The 17908-nt window shown below is 68.9% G+C and carries 14 protein-coding genes; 8 read left to right on the forward strand and 6 right to left on the reverse strand.

Going from position 1 to position 17908, the window contains the following annotated elements; translation table 11 throughout:
- The first annotated feature begins 32 nt into the window (after positions 1–32).
- From ACIA8D_RS23100 to ACIA8D_RS23115, 4 genes are all read left to right on the forward strand, one after another.
- The gene (locus ACIA8D_RS23100) at positions 33–284 is read left to right on the forward strand and encodes a helix-turn-helix transcriptional regulator (protein ID WP_399235184.1); all 252 of its coding nucleotides are present in this window, start codon (positions 33–35) and stop codon (positions 282–284) included.
- A gap of 88 nt (positions 285–372) precedes the next feature.
- Complete coding sequence (gene xerC / locus ACIA8D_RS23105; protein WP_399234959.1) at positions 373–1635, forward strand: tyrosine recombinase XerC; 1263 nt, start codon at positions 373–375, stop codon at positions 1633–1635.
- A 665-nt stretch (positions 1636–2300) separates the two neighbouring features.
- Positions 2301–3194: a hypothetical protein gene (locus tag ACIA8D_RS23110; RefSeq protein WP_399234960.1), complete on the forward strand. Its 894-nt coding sequence runs from the start codon at positions 2301–2303 to the stop codon at positions 3192–3194.
- 298 nt (positions 3195–3492) lie between these two features.
- Positions 3493–4032 carry a hypothetical protein gene (locus ACIA8D_RS23115; protein ID WP_399234962.1) on the forward strand — a complete coding sequence of 180 codons (540 nt, stop codon included), beginning with the start codon at positions 3493–3495 and terminating at the stop codon, positions 4030–4032.
- Between the two features lie 141 nt (positions 4033–4173).
- Here ACIA8D_RS23115 and ACIA8D_RS23120 read toward each other — a convergent pair whose 3' ends face one another.
- Positions 4174–5535 (reverse strand): glutamine synthetase family protein, encoded by a 1362-nt coding sequence (locus ACIA8D_RS23120; protein ID WP_385768450.1) that lies wholly within the window; start codon positions 5533–5535, stop codon positions 4174–4176.
- Positions 5536–5949: 414 nt separating this feature from the next.
- Between ACIA8D_RS23120 and ACIA8D_RS23125 the strand changes: the two genes are divergently transcribed.
- Entirely contained in the window at positions 5950–7884 is a 1935-nt protein-coding gene (locus tag ACIA8D_RS23125; protein WP_399234964.1) for a protease pro-enzyme activation domain-containing protein, read from the forward strand.
- A 47-nt stretch (positions 7885–7931) separates the two neighbouring features.
- On the opposite strand, the gene ACIA8D_RS23130 is transcribed toward ACIA8D_RS23125, so the two are convergent.
- Positions 7932–9392 carry an APC family permease gene (locus ACIA8D_RS23130; RefSeq protein ID WP_399234965.1) on the reverse strand — a complete coding sequence of 487 codons (1461 nt, stop codon included), beginning with the start codon at positions 9390–9392 and terminating at the stop codon, positions 7932–7934.
- 70 nt (positions 9393–9462) lie between these two features.
- Between ACIA8D_RS23130 and ACIA8D_RS23135 the strand changes: the two genes are divergently transcribed.
- Both ACIA8D_RS23135 and ACIA8D_RS23140 read left to right on the forward strand, forming a co-directional pair.
- Positions 9463–9885 (forward strand): DUF6153 family protein, encoded by a 423-nt coding sequence (locus ACIA8D_RS23135; protein WP_399234967.1) that lies wholly within the window; start codon positions 9463–9465, stop codon positions 9883–9885.
- Between the two features lie 70 nt (positions 9886–9955).
- Positions 9956–11578: a multicopper oxidase family protein gene (locus ACIA8D_RS23140; RefSeq protein WP_399234969.1), complete on the forward strand. Its 1623-nt coding sequence runs from the start codon at positions 9956–9958 to the stop codon at positions 11576–11578.
- 69 nt (positions 11579–11647) lie between these two features.
- Here ACIA8D_RS23140 and ACIA8D_RS23145 read toward each other — a convergent pair whose 3' ends face one another.
- The 4 genes from ACIA8D_RS23145 to ACIA8D_RS23160 all read right to left on the reverse strand — a co-directional run bounded on the left by ACIA8D_RS23145 (position 11648) and on the right by ACIA8D_RS23160 (position 16612).
- The gene (locus tag ACIA8D_RS23145; protein WP_399234970.1) at positions 11648–12865 is read right to left on the reverse strand and encodes an MFS transporter; all 1218 of its coding nucleotides are present in this window, start codon (positions 12863–12865) and stop codon (positions 11648–11650) included.
- Positions 12866–13036: 171 nt separating this feature from the next.
- Positions 13037–14053, reverse strand: a complete 1017-nt coding sequence (locus ACIA8D_RS23150) for an endonuclease/exonuclease/phosphatase family protein (RefSeq protein ID WP_399234973.1) — start codon at positions 14051–14053, stop codon at positions 13037–13039.
- Positions 14054–14254: 201 nt separating this feature from the next.
- Positions 14255–14911: a TetR/AcrR family transcriptional regulator gene (locus ACIA8D_RS23155; protein ID WP_399234975.1), complete on the reverse strand. Its 657-nt coding sequence runs from the start codon at positions 14909–14911 to the stop codon at positions 14255–14257.
- An 84-nt stretch (positions 14912–14995) separates the two neighbouring features.
- Positions 14996–16612, reverse strand: coding sequence for a DHA2 family efflux MFS transporter permease subunit (locus ACIA8D_RS23160; RefSeq protein ID WP_399234977.1), 1617 nt, complete (start codon positions 16610–16612; stop codon positions 14996–14998).
- 196 nt (positions 16613–16808) lie between these two features.
- Between ACIA8D_RS23160 and panB the strand changes: the two genes are divergently transcribed.
- A complete protein-coding gene (gene panB, locus ACIA8D_RS23165; RefSeq protein WP_399234979.1) occupies positions 16809–17714 on the forward strand; it encodes a 3-methyl-2-oxobutanoate hydroxymethyltransferase in 906 nt (301 codons plus the stop codon).
- The last annotated feature ends 194 nt before the right edge of the window (positions 17715–17908 follow it).

The following is a 17908-nucleotide window of genomic DNA, read 5'->3' on the forward strand; positions in this document are numbered from 1 at the left end:
TCCCCGAGGAGCCACGGAATGTCTCACCACCCCTGCTCGCACACTCCGAGGGCACCCGGTCGGCCAAGCCTCAAGCCACGCTTCGAAGCGGCCTGCCGGATCGCTACCTCACCCCCGAGGACATTGCCTCGATGTTCGGCGTCCCCCTCGAAACCGTCTATCAGTGGCGCAAGAAGCGCACCGGCCCGCCCGGCTTCCGCATCGGCAAGCACCTGCGCTACGACCCCGCCGACGTATGCGCGTATATCACCGAGCTACGCCGTTTGGACGCCGACGCCGCCTGACACCAGCAGTCAAAAATCACCGTTCAACTCCCCAGGGAGGGCCGCCCCGCGGCCCTCCCTGCGTGCTGTCGAGAAGGGACCGCGCCACATGGCTGGCCACATCCAAGACCGCTGGTTCAAGACCGAGGTCTCCCCCACCGGCAAGACGGTCCGCGGCAGGACCGATCGCCACGGCACCGGCCTGCGCTACCGCGCCCGCTACATCGGCCCCGACGGAACTGAAAAGTCCAAGAGCTTCCCCGACGGCAAGAAGCGTCTCGCCGAGAAGTGGCTGACGAAGATCGAGGCCGACATGGACGGCGGTCGATACATCGACCCGAAGGCCGGCCAGACCACCTTCCGGCAGTACGCAGAGAAGTGGCTCAACTCGCAGACGACGGACGGGACCACAAGGGAACCCGTCAGCGTTCAGATCCGGCGTCATGCCATCCCGTATCTGGGGTCACGTCCCCTCGGCTCGTTCAAGCCGGAGCACATCCGCGACTGGCTTGCCGAGTTGGAGCGCGCGGTACCCGCTTCCTCGTACCGTCGGGTCATCTACGGCAGCGTCTCCGCCGTCTTCACGGCCGCCGTGGAAGACGACCACCTACACCGCAACCCGTGCAAGGCGAGCACCGTCCGCGCGCCCGGACCGAACAACCGCCGCGTCATCCCGTGGACGACCGAGCGCACCTTCGCCGTCCGGGCCGCGCTCCCCGAGCAGTACCGGGCCGCCGTCGACCTGGGGGCCGGATGCGGCCTGCGGCAAGGGGAGATCTTCGGTCTTCCGGTCGATGAGATCGGGTTCGACACCGGCTGGCTGCACGTCGGCTGTCAGGTGAAGGTATCGACCGGTGGCAAGCTCGTGTTCGCCTTGCCCAAGCGCAACAAGGAGCGTGACGTACCGCTCGCGGACTCCGTGGCGCACGTCCTCAAGGAACACATGGAAGCCCACCCGCCCGTTGAGGTCACGCTCCCGTGGCAGCGGCCGGACGGCCCCTTGGTCACGAAGCGGCTCCTATTCGTGCGCCCCGATGGGGACGGCGCAGTCCGACGGACCGACTTCAATACGCGTTTCTGGAAACCTGGGCTTGTGACGGCCGGCGTTATCCCCGAGCCGAAGCCTGGTGAGCGCCATCAAGCCGCCCGTGAGCACGGCATGCACGCCTTGAGGCACTTCTATGCGTCTGTACTGCTGGACGCGGGCGAGAACATCAAGGCCCTGAGCACGTACCTCGGACACACGGACCCCGGCTTCACTCTCCGGGTGTACACACACCTCATGCCGAGCAGCGACGGCCGTTCGCGCAAGGCTGTGGACACCATGTACAGCGACCGGAATCTACCTTCAGGTTGGACCTGGCCACGGTAGAACATCCCTACTTCATCAAGGCCTACGCATACCGCGGGCACGCTCCGCCACTGGCCGGGCCACGCGCCCGGCAACGCGCTCAGGTGCAATACGGGCGAGAGCGAGGGAAGTCCGCCGAGGCTGGGTCCGGTCGACTCTACTGCTTTACACAGCCACTTTGGGGCGATCCTCGAAGATCATGGCCCCAGGTCGAACACCAACACGCAGGCTCACTGCCTGCCCGACTCGCGGCCTCCTTAACGGGTCATGATCGCTAACCCCAAGGCAGCTCCAGCCCAACCCTCTCTACCAACCTCACTGTCGACTTACTTCACCGAACACCCAACGCCACCGGGTGAGCCGCTCTATCATCCCTCCAACGAAGCAAGAATCCACACTCAAAATTAGGAAGCTCAATGACGAATCCGGAAACTCCTCAAACCCTCCAAGGAGACACACCTACGTTCCTTTGCCGAACAGGAACAATATTCCTCACATCTCCAGAGAGGCGCGACTTCCCTGCCTACTTGGAGGACCTATGCAACGCCCTCCAAGGGGACCCCAGGATCCAGTGGGTAAAAAGGGCAAAGATCAACACAGACTTCTGTAGTCATCAGGCAGTTTACCCCGATTCCGAGAATTCAACTCCCGAGGAGGTAATGCGAGGGTCGGACGCGATACGCGCAGTGTACTTCGACACGCCGATCCTTTTTAAAGTCGTCATCCCGATCAAGAACCAACCACAGCACCATAACGCTGACGACATCCCAACCGACACCTACTGGGTGGCATGGGATGGAGTGGTGGTCATGGTGCTTTGGCGTCACGAACGGGCCCACATTCCACGATCCGGCGGACAAGTCATCCTGCAATTACTGGAGCAAGTCTGCGGTACGGCGAATCTTGGAGTACTTAACCAAGCTTGCTCTCCAGCATGCACGAACGTTTTCATGCACTCCGACCTCGTGGTTACACAGCTAGAGGATTTGGACGAGTGCCGGGTCCTCGATTTCGATCGAACAACGGTGGACGTAGCCGCACCTGCCAATGAGGAACCAGAAGATATACTTATTGACCTCTTTTACAGCTTCGGACGCGCATCTTTCCACTTCGCACGCCAAAAGAACCTGGGGCGTCGAATAATTGACTTGGAGGCCGAGGCCTGGCGGAGAGCCTCACACCTGCTAGCTCATTACTCAGCACACGTGGAGGCAGCAGCGTCACCCGTCAGGAAACGCGTAGTAATGCGCTGGCGCAATCGAGGGTGGCGATCCGAAGTCCGCTCACTCTCTGCTCAAACTTGGGTCTGCATGACAGGAATTGAATTGATGCTCCGCAGATGGAAGGAGTGCAGGAATGACTTTTCAGACGCCACCACAGAGCGTTCATGCATGCCCATCTTCGAGACGGACTACTCGGATGAAGCGAAGATGATTGAGTCCATTGACCTTTCTCGCCTAGAAAGCATGGGAACACAGGTGGAATCACGCTTGGATAATCGTCTAATTTCCATCGCCACAGCAGGTGGAGCAATCTCAGGTGCCGTAACAGGAGCACTCGTTACGTTGATCGGAGGGTAGTCGGCCGGCCAACCCCCTCCGCCCAGCCGCTGCTACCGCAACAAACCGCTAGGACCGCCGCGATACAGGGCGTCTCTGGGCCCCCGAAGGCGCTCAGCGGCGCCCCATGGTGGCCGGCACCGACCGCCGTGGCCAGATCGCCCCCTTGCGAGCGCTTTGTGCACCTGCCACACAGTTGATAGGTGAACCTACAGGGGGGGGAGCGCGCCGTATGGCTGCGTCGGATAGGGAATGGGCCGAGCCATCAGCTTGGGCAGTTGAACGGTTCGGGAGACAGGCCGGCGCGCTCGCTGCCGCCGTGCCGCAGCAACTGGCCAAGGCCCACGCGAAAGCGCACCGCACGCACCTCACAGCCGGTCTGAAAAAGCGAAGCCCCTACGGGGTCACGCTGGCGCAAGCCGTACGCGAGAACCTCGCAGACATGGCGCGAGAGATGGGCGAGGCTGTCCGCGACGTGCGCGGATACGAGTACGCGGTGGTCAACGAATGCGCTCTCTTCCCTTATCGGTACGCAGACCGAGAGAAGCCGCTCGACCGTGCTCGGCTGCCCGCCAACGTCTCCCCCACCCGACGTCGGCTCTTCTGGGCGCACGGGCCTCAGCAGCCGGAAGGGTTGTTCGAGCTTGATGAGGACCTCACGACAGAGGAGTACCTCGGGCTGCACGAAGCGTTCGAAGAACTCGGAGCCACGACCAAGCTCGTCTGTGTGTTCTTCACGGCTGACGCGGAGAGCGGCATCCACGTCAGCCACTGGGGCGAAGCCCTCCTCGAACCCGACCGTTCTTTCACGTGGCCGCACAGCGAGCAGCTCCCCGTTGCACCCGTGCCGCTGGAGTGACGAGGAGGGCCGGTTCCGCGGCCCCGTCCGGCGCCAGACGGCCCACAGACGGCCCAGCCGCAGCCAGACAGCCGAGAGGGCCCACGGTCGGTGACCGTGGGCCCTCTCGGGGAAGTGAGCGAAAAGCGCTCTGACCTGCGACTACAGCACCGGCAGGTTCTTCCGCAGCTCGAAGGCGGTGACCTCCGAGCGGTACTCCTCCCACTCCTGCTTCTTGTTGCGCAGGAAGAAGTCGTAGACGTGCTCGCCGAGGGTTTCCGCGACCAGTTCCGAGCGTTCCATCAGGGCGATGGCCTCGCCGAGGTTCTGCGGGAGGGGCTCGATGCCCATCGCGCGGCGTTCCGCGTCGGAGAGGGCCCAGACGTCGTCGTCGGCGCCCGGCGGGAGTTCGTAGCCCTCCTCGATGCCCTTGAGGCCGGCCGCCAGGAGGACCGCGTACGTGAGGTACGGGTTGGCGCCCGAGTCGATGGAGCGGACCTCGACGCGGGCCGAGCCCGTCTTGCCGGGCTTGTACATCGGGACGCGGATGAGGGCCGAGCGGTTGTTGTGGCCCCAGCAGATGTAGGACGGGGCCTCACCGCCCGCGCCCGCCGTGCGCTCGGAGCCGCCCCAGATGCGCTTGTAGGAGTTCACCCACTGGTTGGTGACGGCCGAGATCTCCGCCGCGTGGCGCAGCAGGCCCGCGATGAAGGAGCGGCCGACCTTGGAGAGCTGGTACTCGGCGCCCGACTCGTAGAACGCGTTCCGGTCGCCCTCGAAGAGGGACAGGTGCGTGTGCATTCCGCTGCCCGGGTGTTCCGAGAACGGCTTCGGCATGAAGGTGGCCTGGACGCCCTGCTCCAGCGCCACCTGCTTCATGACCAGTCGGAACGTCATGATGTTGTCCGCCGTGGAGAGCGCGTCGGCGTAGCGGAGGTCGATCTCCTGCTGGCCCGGCGCGCCCTCGTGGTGGCTGAACTCGACCGAGATGCCCATCGACTCCAGCATGGTGATCGCCTGGCGGCGGAAGTCCATGCCCACGTTCTGCGGTGTGTGGTCGAAGTAGCCGGAGGTGTCGGCGGGCACCGGTCGGGTGCCGTCCAGCGGCTTGTCCTTGAGCAGGAAGAACTCGATCTCGGGGTGGGTGTAGAAGGTGAAGCCGAGGTCGGAGGTCTTGGCCAGGGCCCGCTTCAGGACGTAGCGCGGGTCGGCGAAGGACGGCGAGCCGTCGGGCATCAGGATGTCGCAGAACATGCGCGCCGTGCCGGGCGCCTCCGCGCGCCACGGCAGGACCTGGAAGGTGCCGGGGTCCGGCTTGGCGATCATGTCGGACTCGTAGACACGGGCGAAGCCCTCGATGGCGGAGCCGTCGAAGCCGATGCCCTCATCGAATGCCTGTTCCAGCTCGGCCGGGGCCACGGCCACCGACTTGAGGAAGCCCAGCACGTCCGTGAACCACAGACGTACGAACCGGATGTCGCGCTCCTCAAGGGTGCGGAGCACGAACTCCTGCTGCTTGTCCATCTTTCGCTTCCACCCATCCTTGCTGGTCAGGCCTACTGCTCCCACGCCGACCCGTGACTCAACAGGAGACGTGCTCACATCCCACCACACGCCCGTTTCCGGCGCGTTGCCGACCTTGATCGTCGCTGATCGGCCGGTGATGTGTTCATAGTGCCTGCCGAAGCCCCCGGCGTCATAGTGCTCGCCTCCCGGACCGTGCCACCGGACGGTCGGCGCGGGCCCGCACGGCCGGCCTCGCCACACGCCGCGATGCGCCCAAATCGGCCTATCCCGACCGGAGTTGAGCCGACTTGACGTCTTCTTGATCGTCCCATTCCCCCCGCGTGAACGGTTGTTGGCAAGAGTGGGCCTCTCTGCGTGTGCATTACACATGCACCTCAGCATCTCCAGTACCTCTATCCAGGGGGGTTCCACATGAGATCCAACCGCGGCGCACGCCGCACCCGGGCAGGCCTGAGCATCGCGGCCACCCTTCCGCTGCTCGCCGGCGCCCTCGCCCTCGCCGCGCCCGCCCACGCCCAGCCGGACGGCCGCGACACCCTCTCCGGCACCAAGCCGCTGTGGGCCACCGGCACCGCCGACAAGGGCGACACCGCGGACGGCGGCAAGGTCACCGCGCGCGTCTACCTCGCGGGCCGGGACGCGAAGGGCCTCGCCGCCTACGCGAAGGCCGTCTCCGACCCGTCGTCGAAGCAGTACCAGAAGTATCTGAGCGCCAAGGAGGCGCGCGGCCGCTTCGGGGCGACGAAGGCGCAGATAGCCGAGGTCACGGCCTGGCTGAAGTCCTCGGGCCTGACCGTGACCGGCTCCACCGCGCACTACCTGTCCGTGTCGGGCGACGTGGCCGCCACCGAGAAGGCCTTCGGCACACAGCTGCACGACTACAAGAAGGGCGGCCACACCTACCGCGCCCCCTCCGGCGCCGCCTCCGTGCCCGCGTCGCTCGACGGCGCCGTGCTCACCGTGACCGGCCTCGACAGCGCCCCGCACAAGGCGACGAAGCAGGACCAACTGCCGCCGCCGAGCGCTGTGTTCCGCAACGCGGGCCCGTTCTCCACGTACTACGGCTCCAAGACCGCGAGCACTCTCCCGGACGCGTACGGCACCAAGGCCCCGTACGCCCCGAAGGGCTACACCGGCAAGCAGCTGCGCGCCGCGTACGGCGCCGGGAAGGCGACCGGCAAGGGTGTGAAGGTCGCGATCACCGACGCGTACGCCTCGCCGACCATCGCCAAGGACGCGGCGACGTACGCGAAGAAGCACGGGGACGCGGGCTACAACGCCGGGCAGCTGAAGCAGTCGCTGCCGAAGCAGTACACGAAGACCGAGGAGTGCGACGCGGCCGGCTGGTACGGCGAGGAGACCCTCGACGTCGAGGCCGTGCACGCGATGGCCCCGGCCGCCGACATCACGTACGTGGGCGCGGCCTCCTGCTACGACGACGACCTGCTCGACGCGCTCGGCAAGGTCGTCGACCACCACCTCGCCGACATCGTCTCCAACTCCTGGGGCGACATCGAGGCCAACCAGACGCCCGAGCTGGCGGCCGCGTACGACCAGGTGTTCCAGCTCGGCGCCGTCGAGGGCATCGGCTTCTACTTCTCCTCCGGCGACAACGGCGACAACGTCGCGTCGACGGGCACGAAGCAGGTCGACACCCCCGCCAACTCGGCCTGGGTGACGGCCGTCGGCGGCACCTCGCTCGCCGTCGGCAAGGGCGACCGCTACCAGTGGGAGACCGGCTGGGGCACGCTGAAGTCCAACCTCGCGGCGGACGGCAGGAGTTGGACCGACTTCCCGGGCGCGTACACCTCGGGCGCGGGCGGCGGCACCAGCAGGACGGTCGCGCAGCCGGACTACCAGAAGGGCGTCGTGCCGAACGCGCTGGCGGGCGCCAACGGCGGCAAGAACCGCGTCGTGCCGGACATCTCCGCGATTGCCGACCCGAACACCGGCTTCCTCGTCGGCCAGACGCAGACGATGCCCGACGGCTCGCTCGGCTACGACGAGTACCGCATCGGCGGCACCTCGCTCGCCGCGCCGGTGATCGCGGGCGTACAGGCGCTCGCGCAGCAGACGGGCGGCGGCAAGGCGCTCGGCTTCGCGAACCCGGTGATCTACGACCGGTACGGCACGGCGAAGTACCACGACGTCGTGGACAAGCCGGGCGGCAAGGACCACGCGGTCGTCCGCGTCGACTACGCCAACAGCTATGACTCCTCCGAGGGCCTGCTCACCTCGGTGCGCAGCCTCGGCAAGGACGCCTCCCTGAAGGCCGTCAGGGGCTACGACGACGTGACGGGGGTCGGCTCGCCGGCTCCGGGTTACGTGAACTCGTACCGCCGCTGACCCGATGACGCCCCGGCGGCGGGTGGGCGCTCACCCGCCGCCGGGGCTCAGCCCTGTTCGCCGACGACCGGGTCCCGGTGGTCGGGATGGATCCAGCTCGGCTTGCGGAACTTGAGGAACGCGACGGGCGCCGCGATGCCGAGGAGCAGCAGCCCGCCGCCGACGATCAGCAGATACCGCCACAGCGGCCCGGTGTCGTACTGGTCGGGCGGTACGAAGCCGATCACGAGGGCGAGCACGGAGGCCACGAACCCGACGCCCGCGACGGCGGCGACGGCCGGGACGACGAAGCCGCGCGGCACGTCAGGCTGCGAGCGGCGCAGCCGCACGACGGCCACGAACATCAGCAGATACGCGACCAGATAGATCTGGATCGTGATGACGGAGAACATCCAGTACTGGCTGGAGACGTTGTCGCTGAACGCGTACAGCACCCCGATCAGCGTCGTGAGCACGCCCTGCGCGACCATCACGTTCTGCGGGACGCCGTACTTGTTGAACTTCTGGAGGAACGGCGGCAGATACCCCTCCTGCCGGGACAGCAGCACGAGCCCCTTCGCGGGCCCCGCCAGCCACGTCAGCATGCCGCCGAGCGCCGCGCACACCAGCATCACGCCGACGATCCGCGTCATCCAGCCGACCCCGAAGTGGTCGAAGAACGCCTGGAACGCCTGCATGAGGCCCGCGGTCAGGCTGAGTTGTTTCGCGGGCATCACCCAGCTGATGGCGAGGGCCGGGAGGATGAAGATCAGCAGGACGAGCCCGGTGGCGAGGAAGATCGAGCGCGGGTACTCGGCGCGCGGGCTGCGCAGCGAGGACACGTGCACGCCGTTCATCTCCATGCCCGCGTAGGACAGGAAGTTGTTGACGATGAGGACGAGGCTGGCCAGGCCCGTCCACGGCGGCAGCCAGTGACTCCCGTCCATGGGGGCGGCGGAGGGGTTGCCCTGCCCGAGGAAGACGATGCCGAGCACGACGAGCACGACGCCGGGGATGAGCGTGCCGATGATGAGCCCGAGGGACGACAGCCCGGCGATGGTCTTCGTCCCGCGCGAACTCACGTACACACCGGCCCAGTACAGGACGACGATGCAGATCGCGACGTACAGGCCGTTCTCGGCGAGGCTCGGGTGGATGACGTACGCGAAGGTGGACGCCACGTAGGCGAGCAGGCTCGGGTAGTAGGCGATGGTCATCGCGAACTGGCACCACACGGCGATGAACCCGAGCGGCTTGCCGAGCGCCTCGCTGACCCAGCGGTAGATGCCGCCCGTCCAGCCGGAGGCCAGTTCGGCGCCGACGAGGGCGGTGGGCAGCAGGAAGACGACGGCCGGGAGCAGATAGAGGAAGATCGCGGCGAGTCCGTACAGCGCCATGGACGGCGAGGGCCGCAGGCTGGCCACGGAGGCCGTGGTCATCAGGCCGAGGGTGACCCAGGAAATGAACTGACGGCGGTTGCCGTCGTCCGCGATCTGTTCACTTTGCCCTGGGTTGTCCGCAGTCGTCATGGGCTCATGATCGAGGCAGCAGGGGGAGGCCGCACCTCGCGACATACCGGGCGGGGGTAGGGTGCGGGACATGGCGCGGACGAGGAGCGGAACGGGGCGGTGGCAGCGGCTGCTGCTGTTCGCCGCGCTGCTCTTCGGGGTCGTCGGAATGCATACGCTGGGGCATCCGTCGGGGCACGGGGCGGGGCACGACGGGGCGATGCCGATGCCGAGCGCGCACGTCGCGATGGCCGGACACGACTCCCCGCACGGCACCGCCGTCACCGTTCACGAGCGCCCCGACTCCCCCGGCCACGGCGGCATGGATCCGCTGAACGTGTGTCTCGCCGTGCTCGGTTCGTTCACCCTGCTGTTGCTGACGGCGATGGTGCTGCGCCCGCTGCTCGCGGCGGTGGCGCCGGGGCCGCGGGCCCGCGGAATGGTCCTCGCCCAGCGCCCGAACCCTCCCCCGCCCCGAAGACTCCTGTCCCGGCTGTCGGTGCTGCGCATTTAGGCCTGCGCGCCATTTCGCACGCCTGAATCCACCTTCACCGACAGCTTCATCGACAGCGAGGTACACACGCATGCGCAAGGAGACTCCGCGCACCCCCACGCGACGCACCCCCACGCGACGGACCCTGCTCGGCGCGGCGGTCGCCGTGGCCGGGACCGGCGCCCTGGCGGCCTGTTCCGATTCGTCCTCGGGCCACGGGGGCCACGCGGCGAACGGCGCCGCGCCGCAGGGCTACATCGACCCGGCGGGCAAGGAGGTCGCCGCCGCCGAAAAGCGGCGGGGCGCCGGCGGCCGGGTCCGCGAGGTCCGGCTCACGGCCGCCGCGACCACGCTCGACCTGGGCGGGCGCACCGTCAAGTCCTGGTCGTACGGCGGCGATCTGCCCGGCGACGAGGTCCGGGTCACGGCCGGCGACACGCTCGCCCTCACCCTGGCCAACCACCTGCCCGAGCCCACGTCGATGCACTGGCACGGCATCGCGCTGCGCAACGACATGGACGGCGTACCGGGCCTGACCCAGAAGTCGATCGCTCCGGGCGCCGACTTCACGTACCGCTTCAAGGTCGCGCACCCCGGCACGTACTGGTTCCACCCGCACTCCGGCACGCAGCAGGACCGCGGCCTGTACGCGCCGCTGATCGTAGAGGACCCGAAGGAGCCGCTCTCCTACGACAAGGAGTGGGTGGTCGTCCTCGACGACTGGGTCGACGGGGTCGGCGGCTCGACGCCGGACGCGGTGCTCAAGGAGCTGCGGTCGGGGATGGTCCATGGGGGCGGCTCGGACGGTTCTTCCGGCGGCGGCCACTCGGGCCACGACATGCCGGGGATGGAAGGCATGTCGATGACGTCGTCCGGGAAGGAATCCGGCCCCTCCCGCATGATGATGGGCGCCAAGAGCAACCTGCTCGGCGGCGACGCGGGCGACGTGAAGTACCCGCACTACCTCGTCAACGGCCGTACGCCCGCGTCCCCTTCGTCCTTCAAGGCCCGCCCCGGCGACCGCATCCGGATCCGGTTCGTCAACGCGGGCGGCGACACGGCGTTCCGCGTCGCGCTCGGCGGCCACGAGATGACGGTGACGCACACGGACGGCTTCCCGGTGCGGCACGCGAAGACGGACGCACTGCTGCTCGGGATGGGCGAGCGGTACGACGTGCTGGTGACGGCGGGCGACGGGGTGTTCCCGCTGACGGCGCTGGCGGAGGGCAAGAAGGCGTCGGCTCTCGCGGTGTTGCGCACGGGCTCGGGCGCGGCCCCCAAGGCCGCGGCCCGACCAAAGGAGCTGGAGGGCCGCCTGCTCACCGCGGACAAGCTGCGCGCGGACGACTCGGTGGCGCTCGACTCCCGTAAGCCGGACCGCACGATCAAGCTGCGCCTGACGGGCGGCATGGCCAAGTACGACTGGGCGTTCGACAAGAAGCCGTACGACCCCGAGCAGCGCCACCCGCTCCGCTCGGGCGAGCGGGTCCGCCTGGTCTTCGTCAACACGACGTCCATGTGGCACCCGGTCCATCTGCACGGGCACACGTTCTCCCTGCCGGACGGCCCCCGCAAGGACACGGCGATCGTCCTCCCGAACCGCACCGTGACGGCCGACTTCGACGCGGACAACCCCGGCCTGTGGATGCTCCACTGCCACAACGTGTACCACTCGGAGGCGGGCATGATGACGGTCCTGGGCTACCGGGGCTGACACACAAGAGGGCGGGGTACGCGCGCGTACCCCGCCCTCTTCCACGCGGTTCTCAGGAGGCGCCGCGGCTCAGCGTCGCGCCGGTTCCTGGTCCGCCGGGATGTGGGAGGCCACCAGGCGGCCCGGGGTCGTCCCCGAGCGGCCGCGGTCCACCGCGTAGGCGACCGCCGCGACGCCCACGCCCAGGACCGCCAGGGCCGCGCCCGCGATCGCCGGGGAGGTCGTTCCGAGGCCCGCGGCCAGGGCGAGGCCGCCGATCCAGGCGCCGCCGGCGTTGGCGAGGTTGAAGGCCGCCTGGTTCGCGGACGAGGCGAGGGAGGGGGCGGCGGCGGCCTTCTCCATCACGATCAGCTGGAGCGGGGAGCCCGTCGTGAACGCCGCCATGCCGAGGAGGAAGACGGCGAGGGCCGCGCTCCACTCCGCGCGCATGAGGAGCGGGAAGAGGGAGAGGACCACGGCGAGCGAGATCAGGCCGCCGAAGAGCGTGCCGCGCAGGGAGTGGTCCGCGAGGCGGCCGCCCATGAGGTTGCCGATCGTGGCGCCGACACCGAAGAGGGCGAGGAGCAGGGTCACGGACGCGTCCGCGTAGCCCGCAGCGTCCGTGAGCATCGGCGTGACGTAGCTGTACGCCGCGAAGAGCGCGCCGAAGCCGGCGACCGTGGTGCCGAGGGCGAGCCAGACCGGGAGGGACTTGAGGGCGCGGAGTTCGCCGCGCAGACCGGCGGCCGTCTCGCCGTGGCCGTGGTCCGCGGGGACCAGCGCGAGCAGCGCCGCGATCGCGACCAGGCCGATCGCGCTGACCGCGAGGAACGTGGCGCGCCAGCCCAGCTGCTGCCCCATCGCCGTCGCGGCGGGCACGCCGACGACGTTGGCGATGGTCAGGCCGAGGAACATGAGCGAGACCGAGCGGGCCTTGCGCTCCGGCGCGACGAGGGACGTCGCCACCACCGCGCCGACGCCGAAGAACGCTCCGTGCGGCAGCCCGCTGACGAAGCGGGCGAGCAGCAGCGAGTGGTAGTCGGGGGCCGCTGCCGACACCGCGTTGCCGACGACGAACAGCGCCATCAGGCCGATGAGCACCCGGCGCCGCGGGATCCGCGCGGTGACCGCGGCGAGCAGCGGCGCGCCGATGACCACCCCGAGCGCGTACGCGGAGACGAGGTGTCCGGCGTCCGGGATCGAGATGCCCAGGTCGTCGGCGACGTTGGGCAGCAGGCCCATGATGACGAACTCGGTCGTGCCGATGCCGAAGGCGCCCACGGCGAGCGCGAGCAGGGCGAGGGGCATGGAGGAACTTTCGGTTGCGACGGCGGGAGTGCGTGCGTGTGCGCGTACGCGCATGCGTGCGTACGCGAACGCGTAGATGTGGAGTACGTAAGTTTACGTACGGAACAAAGCCTCGCCCATCGGGTATTCCGTGAGGTTAAGCCGCCGTGACGAACGGTGGACCGCCGGCCGTCACAGGCCCACCCGCGCCGCGATCGGGAGGTGGTCGCTCCCGGTCCGCGGCAGCGTCCACGACGTGACCGGCTCCACGCCCTTGACCATGATCTGGTCGATGCGCGCCATCGGGAACGCGGCCGGCCAGCTGAACCCGAAGCCGCTGCCCGCCGCGCCCTGCGTGGAGCGCATCTGGGCGGTGACGCCGTTCAGGGCGCGGTCGTTCATGGTGCCGTTCAGGTCGCCGAGGAGGACGACCTTCTCGATCGGCTCGTCAGCGATCGCCTCGCCGAGCGCGTCCGCGCTCTCGTCGCGCTGGCTGGCGGTGAACCCGGAATTGAGCTTCACGCGCACCGACGGCAGGTGCGCGACGTACACCGCGACCTTGCCCTGCGGCGTCGCGACGGTGGCCCGCAGCGCCCGCTTCCAGCCCAGCTTGATGTCGACGGCCCTGGTGTCGGAGAGCGGGTACTTGCTCCACAGCCCGACCGTGCCCTGGACGGTGTGGTACGGGTAGCCGGCCGCCAGCGCCTCCCGGTACGTCGGCAGCGCCTGGGCCGTCACCTCCTCCAGGGCGACGACCTGCGCCCCGGACGCGGCGACGTCCTTCGCGGTGCCGGCCGGGTCGGCGTTCTCGGCGTTGACGTTGTGCGTGACGACGGTCAGATCGCCGCCGCTGCCGGTCTTGTCGGTGAGCAGCCCGCCGAAGAGGTTGAACCAGACGATCGCCGGGGCGAGCACCGCGACCACCGCGGTCGCCGACCTGCGTACGAGGCCGAGGACGAGCAGCACCGGGACGAAGACGCCCAGCCACGGCAGGAACGTCTCGGTCAGCGAGCCGAGGTTGCCGACGGTGTTGGGGATCTGCGCGTGCAGCAGCATGACCAGCGCCAGCAGGATCGCGAGCACCGCGAGCACGATGCCGCGCCGCCAGTAACCGCGGTCCAGCCGTCGACCGCCCTGACGTCCCGGCCGGGCTCCCGGTCCGGCGGTCCCGGTCCCGCTGCCGTCGCCACCCTTGTACGCCTGCGCCATGCCGTCGTCGCCTCAACTCTGCCGTGCCCGCTGCCCTCGCCCGAAACAGTAGGCGATGAGCAGCGGCTTTCCGTTCCTCTACGGTCTGGGGGACGTGTGCGGCGGCGCCCTGAGTTCCGCGGGACCGGCCCGCGGGGGACGCTGTGACGAAACCCGCACATCGGCGCCCCGACTTCGGCACCCGGCACGGGCAGCCGGCCGTCAGTGGCCCGCGCGCAACCCCGCGAGCACCGTATCGACGATCCGCTCGGCCAGGTCCTCCGCCAGGGGCGCGTCGGAGCGCATGACGGTGCGCAGCAGCATCGGCCCGGTGAACAGATCCGCGGCGAACTCGACGTCCGTCCCGGCCGGCAGCTCCCCGTCGTCGACCCCGCGCCGCACCACGTCGTGCGTCGCGCGCCGCCGGGGGTCCACGACGAGCTCCTGGTACGCGTCCCAGAGCCGCGGCAGCGTCTTCATCTGCGCGAGGACGTTGTGCAGCAGGGCGGAGGTGCGCATGCTGAGGCCGCGTCTGCGCATGTGCTCCAGGAGCCGGACGAGGTCGTCGCGCATCGAGGTGCCGGGCAGATCGGCGGGTCCTGGCTCCTCGATGGTGGCGACGACGTCGACGAAGAGGGCCTCCTTGCCGCTCCAGCGCCGGTAGATGGTGGCCTTGCCGACACCGGCGGTGCGGGCGATGCGCTCGATGGACAGCTCGGTGAGCGGCACGCCCTGTTCGAGGAGCTCGATGACGCCCTCGATGATCGCCTGCTCGACGGCCTCGCTGCGCGGACGGCCGCGCGCGGGGACGGACGGTGCGGGACGCCCGGGGGTCCTCCGCCGCGTGTGCCCCTCGGCCCGTTCCGTGCCCGCGTCCACCGCGCTCCGCCTTTCGCCGCGCCCCGGATGCCGCCGCTGTGGCGGCCCCTGGCGCATTCTCTCAACCCGCAGCTCAGTGCCGGGTCAGTGGCCCGCGCCGACCTTCTCCGGCTGCTCGCCGCTGTGCTCGCCCGGCGGGTCCTTGGGCTTGCGCGGCAGGAAGAGACCGGTGAGGACGGCGCTGAGCAGCGCGACCCCCGCACCGCACAGCGCGGTGATGTGCATGGCGTGCACGAAGGAGTCGTTGGCCGCACCGACCAGCGCCTCGCCGCGCGGCCCGAGCTTCTCGGCGACGCCGAGCGTGGCCTCGATGGATGCGCCCGCGGCGTCCCGGAGCCCGGCGGGCAGCGGCAGCAGCTGGTCCTCGATCCCGTTCTTGTACGCCGTGGCCAGTACCGAGCCCAGTACGGCGATCCCCAGCGCGCCGCCGACCTGGCGGAACGTATTGCTGAGCGCGGAGGCCGAGCCCGCCTTCTCGCGCGGCAGCGACTGCATGATGACGACGCTGGTCGGCGTCATGACGTGGGCCATGCCCGTACCCATGAAGAAGAAGACGATCTCCATGACCCACATCGGGCTGTCCTCGTCGAGCAGGGTGAACGCGGCGAGCATGGCCGCGAGCAGCACCAGGCCGCCGGTCGTGGTGACGCGGACGCCGAGCCGGTCGACGACGAGCCGGGCGCGCGGCGCGAAGATCAGCTGGGCGGCGGCCAGCGGCAGCAGGAACGCGCCGGTCTGCAATGGCGAGTAGCCGCGCACGCTCTGGATGTAGAAGGACGCGAAGAACGTGACGCCCATCATCGCGAAGAAGACGAGCGCGATGCCGGCCATGGCGGCCGAGAACACCTTGTTCTTGAAGTAGTTGATGTCGAACGACGGGTGGTCGCTGCGCTTCTCGTACAGCACGAAGGCGACCAGGACGGCGAGTCCCGCGGCGATGGTGGCCAGCACCTGGGCGCTGGTGAAGTCGCCCTCGTCGCCGCCCTTGATGATCCCGTAGACGAGCAGCACGAGTCCGACGATGGACAGCGCGACGCCGACGAGGTCGATGCGGCCGGGCCTGGGGTCCTTGGAGTCGGGGACGATCGCGAGCATCAGCACGATGGCGATGATCACGATGGGTACGTTGACGAGGAAGACGGACCCCCACCAGAAGTGGTCGAGGAGCAGTCCGCCGGTGATCGGCCCGATCGCGATGGCGAGCCCCACGCCGCCCGCCCAGATACCGATGGCCTTCGGCTGCTCGTCCCGCTCGAAGACGTTCATCAGGACGGCGAGCGTGGCCGGCATGACGAAGGCGGCGCCGAACCCCATCACCGCGCGGAACGCGATGAGTTGGACCGGTGTGCCGGACTCGGCGGCGAGGGCGGAGCCGATACCGAAGACGACGAGGCCGCCGATGAGGACCTTCTTGCGGCCGATGCGGTCGCCGAGCAGTCCGGCGGTGAAGAGCAGGCCCGCGAAGACGAGCGTGTACGCGTTGATGGCCCACTCGAGCTCGCTCTGCGAGGCGCCGATGCCGACGGGTTCGGGGGTCGAGATCGTCTTGATCGCGACGTTCAGGATCGAGTTGTCGAGGACGACGATCAGCAGGCTCAGCATGAGCACGCCGAGGATCACCCAGCGACGGCGGTGCACGGACTCGGGCACACGGGAACCCGGGGCGCCCGGGGAGTCCTCGGAGGCGGCAGGAGTGGTCATGGGAACGACCCTAGACCCATTTCGATACGGGACCGTCTCGTATTGAAAATCCCGAGGAAAGCCTTGCCGAGGCTTTACGTGGACGGGGTGCGGGATCGGAAGGGGGCCTGGCGCGGGAGCGGCACGCGGTGCCACCATGGAGGTGATCCGGGGACGCCGTCAGGGCGCCTCGAGACGACATGAAGGAGCCGTTGCGATGACGCAACCCACAGAGCTTTCGGCTGCCCAGAAGACATCGAACGACCAGAACGCCCAGAGCGACCAGAACGCCCAGAAGTCCACCGTGCTGTACGGGGGCAAGGGCTCGCGGCGGGTCTCGGTGCGGGACATCGGCCTCGCCAAGGAGCGAGGCGAGAAGTGGCCCATGCTCACCGCCTACGACGCCATGACGGCGTCGGTCTTCGACGAGGCCGGGATCCCCGTGATGCTGGTCGGCGACTCGGCGGGCAACTGCCACCTCGGGTACGACACGACGGTGCCGGTGACGGTGGACCAGATGGTCATGCTGTCCGCGGCCGTCGTACGCGGCACGTCCCGCGCGCTGATCGTCGGTGACCTGCCCTTCGGGTCCTACCAGGAGGGGCCGACGCAGGCGCTCCGCTCCGCGATGCGGCTGGTCAAGGAAGCGGGGGTGGGCGCCGTCAAGCTGGAGGGCGGCGAGCGCTCGCACGCCCAGATCAAGCTGCTCGTCGACGCCGGGATCCCGGTCATGGCGCACATCGGCCTGACCCCGCAGTCGGTCAACACGCAGGGCTACCGGGTGCAGGGGCGCGGCGAGGAGGCGGCGCAGCAGTTGCTGCGCGATGCCAAGGCGGTCCAGGACGCGGGCGCGTTCGCGGTCGTCCTGGAGCTGGTTCCGGCGGAGCTGGCGGCCGAGGTCACGCGGGTTCTGCACATCCCGACCGTCGGCATCGGCGCCGGGGCCGGTACGGATGCGCAGGTCCTGGTCTGGACGGATGCGCTCGGCCTGACCGGCGGGAAGATGCCGCGGTTCGTGAAGCAGTACGCGGATCTGCGGGGAGTGATGTCCGACGCGGCGAAGGCGTTTGCGGAGGACGTTGTCGGCGGAACGTTCCCTCAGGAGGAGCACTCCGTTCACTGAGCCAATCCCGGTACGACCGCGGCCCGTCGATCTTCCCCCGTCGGCGGGCCGCGCTGCGCTCCGCGGGTGGATCGGTGGGGCGGGGCGCGCCGCCCCTTCCGGTCGACCGTCCGTCGCCCTCGGGGCTCCGCCCCGGACCCCGCTGCGCAATCGCCGCAGGGGCTTGATTTGCTCACCCGCCGCTGGGGCTGAAG

The organism is Streptomyces sp. NPDC051684 (assembly GCF_044453445.1).
In the GTDB taxonomy this organism is placed as follows: Bacteria; Actinomycetota; Actinomycetes; order Streptomycetales; family Streptomycetaceae; genus Streptomyces.

Coding starts and splice junctions, on each gene's coding strand:
- ACIA8D_RS23150 (WP_399234973.1), bottom strand. CDS start 14,053: ATGGCGCAGGCGTACAAGGGTGGCGACGGCAGCGGGACCGGGACCGCC.
- xerC (WP_399234959.1), top strand. CDS start 373: ATGGCTGGCCACATCCAAGACCGCTGGTTCAAGACCGAGGTCTCCCCC.
- ACIA8D_RS23160 (WP_399234977.1), bottom strand. CDS start 16,612: ATGACCACTCCTGCCGCCTCCGAGGACTCCCCGGGCGCCCCGGGTTCC.
- ACIA8D_RS23135 (WP_399234967.1), top strand. CDS start 9,463: ATGGCGCGGACGAGGAGCGGAACGGGGCGGTGGCAGCGGCTGCTGCTG.
- ACIA8D_RS23145 (WP_399234970.1), bottom strand. CDS start 12,865: ATGCCCCTCGCCCTGCTCGCGCTCGCCGTGGGCGCCTTCGGCATCGGC.
- ACIA8D_RS23125 (WP_399234964.1), top strand. CDS start 5,950: ATGAGATCCAACCGCGGCGCACGCCGCACCCGGGCAGGCCTGAGCATC.
- panB (WP_399234979.1), top strand. CDS start 16,809: ATGACGCAACCCACAGAGCTTTCGGCTGCCCAGAAGACATCGAACGAC.
- ACIA8D_RS23120 (WP_385768450.1), bottom strand. CDS start 5,535: ATGGACAAGCAGCAGGAGTTCGTGCTCCGCACCCTTGAGGAGCGCGAC.
- ACIA8D_RS23140 (WP_399234969.1), top strand. CDS start 9,956: ATGCGCAAGGAGACTCCGCGCACCCCCACGCGACGCACCCCCACGCGA.
- ACIA8D_RS23130 (WP_399234965.1), bottom strand. CDS start 9,392: ATGACGACTGCGGACAACCCAGGGCAAAGTGAACAGATCGCGGACGAC.